The sequence below is a fragment of the Sulfitobacter sp. genome (genome assembly GCF_041552635.1).
In the GTDB taxonomy this organism is placed as follows: Bacteria; Pseudomonadota; Alphaproteobacteria; order Rhodobacterales; family Rhodobacteraceae; genus Sulfitobacter.
On sequence record NZ_JBFEKM010000158.1, the window covers coordinates 1 to 9,737 of the forward strand.

A 9,737-nucleotide genomic window follows, 5' to 3' on the forward strand; every position below is an offset into this window, starting at 1 on the left:
CTGGAATTCCCCGGCACCGATGGCAAAACCTATAATGCGAAAATCGTCGATCCGGTGTTTTACGATAAAGAAGGGGAGAAGCAGAATGTCTGAGCCCATCAGCGCCCTGAACGGGGCAGTCTATAAAGAAGGCATCGCTGAGATTATCGCCCTTGACCCGATCGGGATGATCTCGATCCGGGGGGATTTGACGGCGGGATATTTGAAAAAGCCGCTCAAGAAAATCGCTGGCGTCGACATGCCCGAACAGCGCGGCATCAATGCGACCGCAAGCACTGGTATCGCGTGGATGTCCCCGGATGAGCTGCTGCTGATGTGCCCCTACACGGACGTCACAGCCAACCTTGAGACGCTGCACAAATCCATCGGCAGCAATCACGCGCTGGCGGTGAACGTGTCCGATGCCCGCGCCGTGTTCCGCCTGAAGGGCAAACATATCCGCGAGGTTCTGGCAAAGCTTGCCCCCGTTGATACGGCACCCGGGGTTTTTGTCCCCGGCATGATCAGGCGCACCCGTCTTGCGCAGGTTCCTGCCGCGTTCTGGATGGTCGATGCCGAAACAGCAGAGCTGGTCTGCTTCCGGTCGGTCGCGCAGTATGTCTTCGATTTGCTGAAAGTCGCAGCCCAGCCCGGTTCAGAAGTCGGGCATTTTTAGGCCCCTTCAAAAACGCCTATTGGCCGCGCCGCGTACGATTTTTTTAATCGTTGATCGGCGCGGACCAAATGCTTGTGATCGCGAGACGTTTCGTTAATAAGTGAAGCCCTATATCGGCAGCGCTAAGCGCCTCTGGAGAAGGGGCTTTAGCGTGATTGGCAATGGGTGAGTGCGGAATGATCGGAAGACGCTTGATAAAAGCCGGGTTGGCGGCTGCATATCTGCTAGTACTCGCGCAAACCGCGTCCGCGATTACCTTGGTGTGCGTGACCCAGAACCCGTCATCGCGGGATTGGGTGCCTGATGCGGTTTTCGTCGCGATCAATCCGGGGGAATGGCAGGCTGCGGTCTATGACGAATTCACCCAGCAAACGTTCAAAGGTCCGATCCGTGCAAAGCTGTCGCAGTCGACGCCAACGCGGGTCAAGCTTGCGTGGAAACTGATCGGGGTGAAAGACACTCAGGGGCGAAAGCAGAACGTGGATTTCAAGATGACGCTGAACCTCAAGCGCAATACCTTTACCTATAACGGTTTGGGCGAAAGCTTTTTTGTGGCACCTGGATCTGCGGCCGGTAAATGCGCCGAGGCAAAGGAAAAAGACAAGAAGTAATCGGCCTGCGAGAAGTTTAATGGCCAGTTACCCTTGATATTGTTGCAATTCGGGCTTCTTGTGACCCAGATGAAATCAACCAACGGAGGCCCAAATCATGGCTTTTTCACTTCCCGATCTTCCCTATGCCCACGACGCACTTGCCGCCAAAGGCATGTCCGCTGAAACGCTGGAATTTCACCACGACAAGCACCACAACGCCTATGTCGTGAACGGAAACAAGGCGATTGAAGGCACGGAATGGGCTGATAAATCCCTCGAAGAGATCATTAAAGGCACATATGATCCGAAAGCCGTCGCACAAAGCGGCATCTTCAACAACATCAGCCAGCTGTGGAATCACAACCAGTTCTGGGAAATGATGGGGCCAAACGGCGCTGCCATGCCAGGTGAATTGGAAAAAGCCATCACCGAAAGCTTTGGGTCCGTTGACAAGTTCAAGGACGATTTCAAGGCGGCAGGCGCTGGCCAGTTCGGGTCGGGCTGGGCGTGGCTGGTCAAAGACACAGACGGCGCGCTGAAGGTCACCAAGACTGAAAACGGCGTGAACCCCGTGTGCTTTGGTCAGACTGCATTGCTCGGCTGCGACGTGTGGGAACATTCCTATTACATCGATTTCCGCAACGCGCGCCCTGACTATCTGACAAACTTCCTCGACAATCTTGTCGATTGGGAAAACGTCGCATCGCGCATGTAAGCTGCTGATGAATTAGAATTTTAAGCCCCGCAAACCCGGTTTGCGGGGCTTTTTCTTAGCCGGTCTGATAACAATACGTTAGCCCAGCTTTTCACGCAAAATGGCAAGCGCTGCGTCCGCGTCGGGTACCACGGCGTAATACCCAAGCAATGTCGCGTCAGCAAAGCCACGGGCGACGACATGTTCCAGAAGTTGCACGAGGGGATCCCAGTAACCGTTTGTGTTCAAAAGGATTACCGGCTTTTCATGCAGCCCCAGCTGACGCCATGTCAGAACCTCAAAGAGTTCGTCCAACGACCCTGCACCGCCCGGCATGACGACCACGGCGTCACAGTTCATGAACATCACTTTCTTGCGCTCGTGCATGGTTTCGGTGACGATATATTGGGTTAGATCGGTTTTCCCGACTTCCCATTTCACCAGATGTTGGGGGATCACGCCAAAGGTATTGCCACCTGCCGCCTGCGCCTCGCGGGCAACGGTTCCCATCAGGCCGACATCGCCTGCACCGTAAACCAACCGCCAGTTGTGGTCGGCCAAACCCCGCCCCATGGCCTGCGCCTGTGCGGTAAATGCAGGATCGTCGCCTGCGCGTGAACCGCAATATATGCAAACGGATTTCTGAATCATCAATATCGTCCTTGTCAGCGGATTGCCTGCAGGGGTGCGGCATCATTTTGACCAGTGTTAACCCTCTTGCTTCAAACCCTCAACGCAGTAAGGTTCAATGAACTGAAAGGAATACCTGTTTTGCAGATGCGGAAATCTTTGGTTGTGGGGGGCGTGGGGATTGCAGTGGCGGTCGCCATCGTCGGGTATTTTCTCTCCCGACAGCAACCACTTGTGACACATACTGCGCTGCTGTCGCCTGCGCCCTCCCAAAGCGCTGTGGAACCTGCGCCGTCTGAAGTGCCGCAAAACCCGCCCGCGCCGGCAACGATGCCAACGCCGCCCGACACCCCGCGCTTTGACGAGGTCCGGCGTGACCCCGATGGAATGACAGTGATCGCGGGGCGCGCATTGCCGGGCAGCACGGTGCGGGTGATCAGCAATGGCACCGAGATCGCCACGGCTTTGGCCGATGGTGCCGGTAAATTCGCGACCCTTGCCATTCTGCCGCCCGACGGCATGGGGCAGGTCATCAGCCTTGAGGGGATGAGCGGCACAAAATCCGTCCCTTCCGTGGAAGAAGTGATTTTGGCCCCGATGCAGGTGGTATCCCAAGAAACGACCCCAGACGAGACTATGAGGGCAAGCAGCGAAGCGGGGCAGGACCCCACGGGCGAGGCCGGCCCGAAGGATCAGGTCACCCAAGTCGAAGCTGAAACCGCTGATCAAGCCGCTGCAGCCAAACTGCCTGCAGAAACGACCACTGGCGCAGCTACGGGCACGGCAATGGCCACGACCAGCAGTACGGCTGATCAGACGGCCCCTGATCAGGTGGCCTTGCTGAAATCTACGCCGGATGGTGTCGAACTTTTGTCAGGCTCTGCGCCCAAACCCACCAAGCAAATCGCATTGGATACGATCACCTATTCCCAGCAGGGCGAGGTAAGCCTTGCCGGGCGCGCGCAGACCGAAGGCACGTCGGTTCAGGTCTATCTTGATAATGCTGCGGTCAGCACCTTGCCCGTCGACGCCGAGGGGCGCTGGCGCGGTGACCTCGAAGACGTAAATGCCGGAATTTACACCCTGCGTGTGGATGAATTGAACCAGACTGGCGAGGTCATCAGCCGGGTCGAGACGCCCTTCAAGCGCGAATCCCCCGAAGTGCTTGCCCGTGCCACCGCCAATTACGACGGTCCGATCAAGGCCGTCACCGTGCAAGAAGGGGCGACCCTATGGGCCATCGCACGCGACCGCTATGGTGACCCCACGTTGTACGTGCGTGTGGTCGAAGCGAACCGCGATTCCATCCGCGATCCTGACCTGATCTATCCGGGGCAGGTTTTCACATTGCCGGAATAGCCTGCGCCGACAGTGCCGCAACCAAGGTCTGCTTTGCCATTTTGATGCCCGCCCACTGGCAACCTTGCCGGATGCGGCCTATGTAGTGGTCCAAGCATTTCAGGATCATACATGTCAGCCGATACAAGCCGGGCGCAAGGCGCGTCGAAAACCACCGGGGCCAATCCGCCCCACATTCCCATGACCGAAGAAGAAATCGCCAAGGCAGCAGAGGGTCAATCGAACCTGCGGGTCTTGAAAAAAGTCGCACCGTACCTGTGGCCTGACGATCTGCCATGGGTCAAAAAGCGCGTTGTCTGGGCGATGATATTCTTGCTTGTGTCCAAGCTGGTGTCGGTCGTGATACCGGTTCTCTACAAAGGTGCGGTCGACGGGCTGGCGGACGAAGGCGTGCCGTTTCTGGCGCTTGGGGCCATTGGCCTGACCGTCGCCTATGGTGTCGCGCGTGCGATGAACGTCGGCTTTCAACAGCTGCGCGATGCGGTTTTTGCACGTGTGGGCCAACGCGCGCTGCGCATGCTGGCCCTTGAGACGTTTGAACATATTCACAACCTGTCGATGCGCTACCACATTACCCGCAAGACGGGCGGGTTAAGCAGGATCATCGAACGCGGCGTCAAAGGCGTCGACTTTTTGCTGCGTTTCATGCTGCTGTCGATCGGGCCTCTGATCCTTGAACTCTTGATGGTCGGGATCATCTTTCTGGTGCTCTTCGATTTCTGGTACTTGCTGATCGTCGCCGTGACGATTGCGTTTTACGTTTGGTTCACCTTTGCAGTCACCGAATGGCGCGTGAAACTGCGCCGCCAGATGAATGACCAGGATACGGATGCCAACCAAAAAGCCATCGACAGTCTGCTGAACTACGAGACGGTCAAATATTTTAGCGCGGAACATCGCGAGGCAAGCCGCTACGACGGCGCTATGGCGGGCTATGAAGAAGCGGCGATCAAGACCAACTATTCGCTCGCATTCCTGAACTTTGGCCAATCCTTGCTGATCACCTGCGGCCTTGTGGGCGTGATGGTCATGGCCGCGATTGGTGTGCAAAACGGCACGCTGACCGTGGGGGATTTCGTCATGGTAAACGCCTATATGGTGCAGATCACGATCCCGCTGAACTTTCTTGGCACCGTGTACCGCGAAATTCGGCAGGCATTGGTTGATATGGGGCAGATGTTCACGCTGCTTGAACAACCAGCCGAGATTACGGACAAACCCGATGCGCCAGACCTGAAGGTGACTGGCGGACGTGTGACGCTTGAAGATGTGCGTTTTGGCTATGATCCCGATCGCGAGATCCTCAAGGGGGTGTCGATCGAGGCGGCACCAGGCGAAATGGTCGCCATTGTCGGATCGACAGGATCGGGCAAATCCACCATCGGGCGGCTTTTGTTCCGTTTCTACGATGTGCAGGGTGGGGCGCTCAAGATTGACGGTCAAGATGTGCGTGACGTGACCCAAGACAGCCTGCACCGCGCCATCGGTGTGGTGCCGCAGGACACGGTTCTTTTCAACGACACGATTGGCTATAACATCGGGTATGGCCGGGACAACGCCACCCAAGCCGAGATCGAAGAGGCGGCCAAATCCGCGCAGATCCATAGCTTTATCCAGAGGCTTCCCAAGGGGTATGACACTGCCGTCGGGGAACGCGGCCTGAAACTGTCGGGCGGTGAAAAACAGCGCGTCGGCATCGCACGGACCTTGCTGAAGAACCCGCCGATCCTGCTGCTGGACGAAGCCACCAGCGCGCTGGATAGTGAGACAGAGCGCGAGATTCAGGACGCATTGCGTCAGGCTGGCAAGGGGCGAACTGTGCTGACCATTGCGCACCGCCTGTCCACAGTGGCCGAAGCGGACCGGATCGTCGTGCTTGAACAAGGCGAGATTGTCGAGCAAGGCAGCCATGACGATCTGCTGGCCCGCAACGGCCGCTATGCACAGTTGTGGCAGCGTCAACAGTCCGAGGAAACGAACTAACCCAAGGCGGCAAGGGGCTACGGTCCCGGCCGCCTTGAGGGCTTGGCACCATAACGCCTTGCAAATGGTGCCTTTTTTTCACGCAAAACGTCAGAGGTTTCAGGTTCTCGCTGCACAAATTCGTGTATAGGTGGCAAAGCGCTTGATCCCCATTCAGCTGCTGGTACCAAGTGCATCTGCGCTTGGTGCTGCACCGACCGCATCCCCAGTCAAAGGAATCCCCATGCAAGCCGGAATGCTCCGTACTGCCATCGTTCTAGGTCTGATCTGCGTGACGGGACCGTTTGCCATCGATATGTATCTGCCCGCGCTGCCCGCGATCGAAGAGGCGCTTGGCACCTCTGTTTCAGGGGCGCAGGCGACGCTGGTGGCCTATTTTCTGGCCTACGGTCTGGCGCAGCTTGTCTATGGGCCGCTGTCTGACCAAATCGGGCGCAAGAAAACTTTGTTCATCGGGATGAGCATTTTTGCGGTTGGTGCAATCATCTGCGCTGCCGCGCCCTCAATCGAGTTGCTGGTGGTGGGACGCATCATTCAGGGTGTTGGAGGGGCTGCGGTGATGGTGATCCCGCGGGCCATCGTGCGCGACATGTACACCGGCGCACAAGCGACACGGTTGATGTCGGCGATCATGCTGGTCATCTCGATCTCGCCGATGCTGGCACCGCTTGCGGGCAGCGCTGTCGTGACTTTTGGCACATGGCGCGAAATTTTCATCGCATTGGCCGTGCTTGCCGTCGCCAGCCTGACAACGGCGCAGATGCTGTTGCCCGAAACGCTGAAGGACGATCAGCGGCGCAAGGTTAATCTGGGGCAATTGTCGCGCAGTTGCGGGATTTTGTTTCGCGATCCGGTCTTTGTCGGGCTGACCTTTATTGCGGGATTTGGCATGGCCAGCTTCTTTTTGTTCATCGCCACGGCGTCTTTTGTCTACACCGGTCAGTTCGGCCTAAGCCCGACTGAATTTTCGCTGGCCTTTGCCTTTAATGCGGTGGGGTTCTTTACCGCGACACAGTTTGCCGGGACCCTTGCGGACCGCTGGGGGTTGTCCACGCTGATCGGGCGCGGTGTAGCTGGCTTTGCCATCAGTTCGACCGTTTTGGCCCTGTTGGTGCTGGCAGGATACGGCAGCCTTTGGGTGCTGCTGATCGGTTTGTTTGCCGTCTATGCCTTTCTGGGCGTTGTCATCCCGTCGTCGATGGTGGCCGCCCTTGACGCGCACGGGCAACGCGCAGGGATTGCATCATCGCTAAGCGGCAGCATGACGATGTTGACGGGGGCGGTTTGTATCGGCCTGTCAACGCCGTTCTTCGATGGCACAGCTGGGCCGATGGTCATCAGCATCGCGCTATGTGGCGTTGTGGCCCTTGGGTTGACCTTGTTCACGATGCCGAAACTCAAGCAGCAGCAAACCACTCTCGCTGCTGCCTAAGGGGGGTTATTCCGCCGCGCGCAGCTTTGCAGACTGCACTGGCGCAAGGGCGTCGTCTTCCCAGATCAGGATGCCGGATTTCAGACGCTGCGCATCCTTGTCCAAGGCCCAGTCCTGTGCTGCCGTGCTTGCCCGGCCCAGCGACATCTTGGCCAACAGCTGCGCGATCCAGCGGGCATATGTTGTGGCCCAAACCCGGATCGCCAGCATCGACGGCGTGACCATCAGCGTCAAAACCGTCGCCACGCCAAGGCCAAACACAACGGCAGTGGCCAGCTGTTTCCACCACAGCGCGGTGGGGCTGTCGATCGTATAGCCGCCATTGGCAAAATCCAGACTTAGCCCGAACATCATCGGCGCAAGCCCTGCCATAGTGGTGATCGTGGTAAGCAAAACTGGACGGATACGCGCCTGAGCGGTGCGAATGATCGCCTCGATGCGGGGCATGTACTGGCTGAATTCCTGATAGGTATCGATCAGGATGATGTTATTGTTCACCACAATCCCCGCCAGCGCGACAATGCCGGTGCCAGTCATGATGATGGAAAACGTCTGATCCATGACCAACATCCCGATCAGCACGCCCGTGGTGGACAGCACGACCGCGAGCAGCACCAGAACCGAATTATAGATGCTGTTGAATTGCGCGAGCAGGATGATGAACATCAACCCCAAGGCAGCGGTAAAGGCCGAGCTTAGGAACGCCTGACTGTCGGCTTGATCTTCCTGATCACCGGTCCATTCATAGGTGACACCGTCAGGCAGCGGCTGCGTGTCGAGCCATTTGGTGATCTCGGCGATGCGTTCATTCGCGTTGACGGGCACAAGGCGCAGGGCACCGCTGATCAGGTCAGCCTGAAGGTCAATGTCTTGTGCCGCATTGGTGCGGTTGGTGATTTTATACGCCTCGCCATCAGCCGACTGGAAATCACTGTCATCTGCAGCAGGGCGCATGGTGGCCAGGGTCACTGTCGTCTCGGTGCCGTCCACGACTTGGGGTTTGACCAGTTTCATCAACCCGGCAAACACATCCGCCTTGATATCAAGGTGACGCTTTTGGTCGATGCGGTTGATCTCGGCCAGCTTGGCGACGGGGGTGCGGGTGATGAAATTCGACAGCGGGATCAGCCCGTCGGCTGTGCGCACCTTGAGCGTGTCAAGCGTGCTGAGCACACGGTCCTTTTCAGGCAGGCGCACCCTGATCTCGATCTCTTCGTCGGAACTGTCGACGCGCATCGTATCCAGCAGCAGACCACGGGTGACCAGTTGCACCATTGCGCCTACGGTCAACACATCGGCCCCGTATTGGCCGGCCTTGGCCACATCCACGTCTATCTGCCAGTCAATGCCGGGCAGGGGGCGGGTGTCTTCGATCAAGGTTAGGCCGGGGGTCTTTTCAAACGCGTCGCGCGCAAGGCCCGTGGCTTGGACAAGATCGTCGAAACTATCGGACAGCAAACGCAAATGTACCGGTTTTCCCGAGGCCGGGCCGCGTGCCTGCGCCAGAATTTCAATCTTGATGCCGGGGATCGCGCTAAGCTGTTCGGTCAGTTCGGCAATTACGATATCACCGTCCAGATCGGGCCGCAGGGCGCGGTCCTCCCATGGGATTGTCTCAAGCTGGATTTGGCCGATGTTGTCTTTGGGGGCGGTGGCACCGCCTGTGTTGCTGTCCAATCCGCCTTTGCCCGCAAAGGCGAAGGCGGTCGAAACGCCGGGATGGGCCAGCACGATGTCTTCGGCCTGTTGCAAAATTCTGTCTTTTTCGCTCAGCGACAGGTTGCCGCGTGCCAGCACATAGACGATTGCCTGTTCCGGTTCGGATTCCACAAAGAATTCAACGCCTTTGCTGTTGTTACCGAAAAAGATCATCGTGGTGCCGACAAACACGAACACAGTGCCCGCGACCACCAATGGCATCACCGGATTGCCTGCGATAAATTCGATCACCCGCCCGAATGCGGACCGTTTATAGCCTGCGTCAATCACGTCAGGGGGCTTGCGGAAGAGCCGCGAGGTCACCCACCGCCCGCCGCGCCCCATACGGGTGAACAGCGCGAAAAAGCTGATCAGGGCCAGCATCCCGCCCGATAGCGCAATCGCGGCCAAGGCGCAAAGGGCTGCGATACACGAAAACACGATGGCAAAAACGGGGATGACTGAACCCAAGATGTCCAGCCCGTCCATGGACGCAAACTGCGCTGAAATCACCGCGAAAAGCGGCCCACTGAGGGCTGCAAAAAGAATGATCATCACGAATGCGACCGGAAATAGAGCCAAGTGCAGGTAAAGCCGCAGCCCTGCGATTGCGGCCATGTTATCGGCCATCCAGCGTTCAAGACGCCCGGTGACGCCGCCCAAAACCGGCAGATAGACCAGTGCCACAACCAA

8 protein-coding genes are annotated in these 9,737 nt (G+C 57.8%); 6 read left to right on the forward strand and 2 right to left on the reverse strand.

Going from position 1 to position 9,737, the window contains the following annotated elements; genetic code table 11:
• Nucleotides 1-85 precede the first annotated feature (85 nt).
• The 3 genes from ABYT07_RS16325 to ABYT07_RS16335 all read left to right on the forward strand — a co-directional run bounded on the left by ABYT07_RS16325 (nt 86) and on the right by ABYT07_RS16335 (nt 1,963).
• A complete protein-coding gene (locus ABYT07_RS16325) occupies nt 86-655 on the forward strand; it encodes a sarcosine oxidase subunit gamma (protein WP_372993095.1) in 570 nt (189 codons plus the stop codon).
• Nucleotides 656-831: 176 nt separating this feature from the next.
• Complete coding sequence (locus ABYT07_RS16330) at nt 832-1,266, forward strand: hypothetical protein (RefSeq protein WP_372993096.1); 435 nt, start codon at nt 832-834, stop codon at nt 1,264-1,266.
• Between the two features lie 97 nt (nt 1,267-1,363).
• Entirely contained in the window at nt 1,364-1,963 is a 600-nt protein-coding gene (locus ABYT07_RS16335) for a superoxide dismutase (protein WP_372993097.1), read from the forward strand.
• Nucleotides 1,964-2,041: 78 nt separating this feature from the next.
• Here the strand turns inward: ABYT07_RS16335 and ABYT07_RS16340 are convergent, their stop codons facing one another.
• Nucleotides 2,042-2,593: a TIGR00730 family Rossman fold protein gene (locus ABYT07_RS16340; RefSeq protein WP_372993098.1), complete on the reverse strand. Its 552-nt coding sequence runs from the start codon at nt 2,591-2,593 to the stop codon at nt 2,042-2,044.
• A gap of 126 nt (nt 2,594-2,719) precedes the next feature.
• Between ABYT07_RS16340 and ABYT07_RS16345 the strand changes: the two genes are divergently transcribed.
• The 3 genes from ABYT07_RS16345 to ABYT07_RS16355 all read left to right on the forward strand — a co-directional run bounded on the left by ABYT07_RS16345 (nt 2,720) and on the right by ABYT07_RS16355 (nt 7,346).
• Nucleotides 2,720-3,931 (forward strand): LysM peptidoglycan-binding domain-containing protein, encoded by a 1,212-nt coding sequence (locus ABYT07_RS16345; protein WP_372993099.1) that lies wholly within the window; start codon nt 2,720-2,722, stop codon nt 3,929-3,931.
• A 180-nt stretch (nt 3,932-4,111) separates the two neighbouring features.
• The gene (locus ABYT07_RS16350) at nt 4,112-5,914 is read left to right on the forward strand and encodes an ABC transporter ATP-binding protein/permease (RefSeq protein ID WP_372993102.1); all 1,803 of its coding nucleotides are present in this window, start codon (nt 4,112-4,114) and stop codon (nt 5,912-5,914) included.
• 223 nt (nt 5,915-6,137) lie between these two features.
• The gene (locus ABYT07_RS16355; RefSeq protein ID WP_372993100.1) at nt 6,138-7,346 is read left to right on the forward strand and encodes a multidrug effflux MFS transporter; all 1,209 of its coding nucleotides are present in this window, start codon (nt 6,138-6,140) and stop codon (nt 7,344-7,346) included.
• A gap of 6 nt (nt 7,347-7,352) precedes the next feature.
• Here ABYT07_RS16355 and ABYT07_RS16360 read toward each other — a convergent pair.
• Nucleotides 7,353-9,737: efflux RND transporter permease subunit (locus tag ABYT07_RS16360; protein ID WP_372993101.1), on the reverse strand; the 2,385-nt coding region annotated here is incomplete at its 5' end.

Excerpts from the sequence above, each read along its gene's own strand:
- ABYT07_RS16325 (WP_372993095.1), top strand. The coding sequence starts at position 86 with ATGTCTGAGCCCATCAGCGCCCTGAACGGGGCAGTCTATAAAGAAGGC.
- ABYT07_RS16330 (WP_372993096.1), top strand. The coding sequence starts at position 832 with ATGATCGGAAGACGCTTGATAAAAGCCGGGTTGGCGGCTGCATATCTG.
- ABYT07_RS16335 (WP_372993097.1), top strand. The coding sequence starts at position 1,364 with ATGGCTTTTTCACTTCCCGATCTTCCCTATGCCCACGACGCACTTGCC.
- ABYT07_RS16340 (WP_372993098.1), bottom strand. The coding sequence starts at position 2,593 with ATGATTCAGAAATCCGTTTGCATATATTGCGGTTCACGCGCAGGCGAC.
- ABYT07_RS16345 (WP_372993099.1), top strand. The coding sequence starts at position 2,720 with ATGCGGAAATCTTTGGTTGTGGGGGGCGTGGGGATTGCAGTGGCGGTC.
- ABYT07_RS16350 (WP_372993102.1), top strand. The coding sequence starts at position 4,112 with ATGACCGAAGAAGAAATCGCCAAGGCAGCAGAGGGTCAATCGAACCTG.
- ABYT07_RS16355 (WP_372993100.1), top strand. The coding sequence starts at position 6,138 with ATGCAAGCCGGAATGCTCCGTACTGCCATCGTTCTAGGTCTGATCTGC.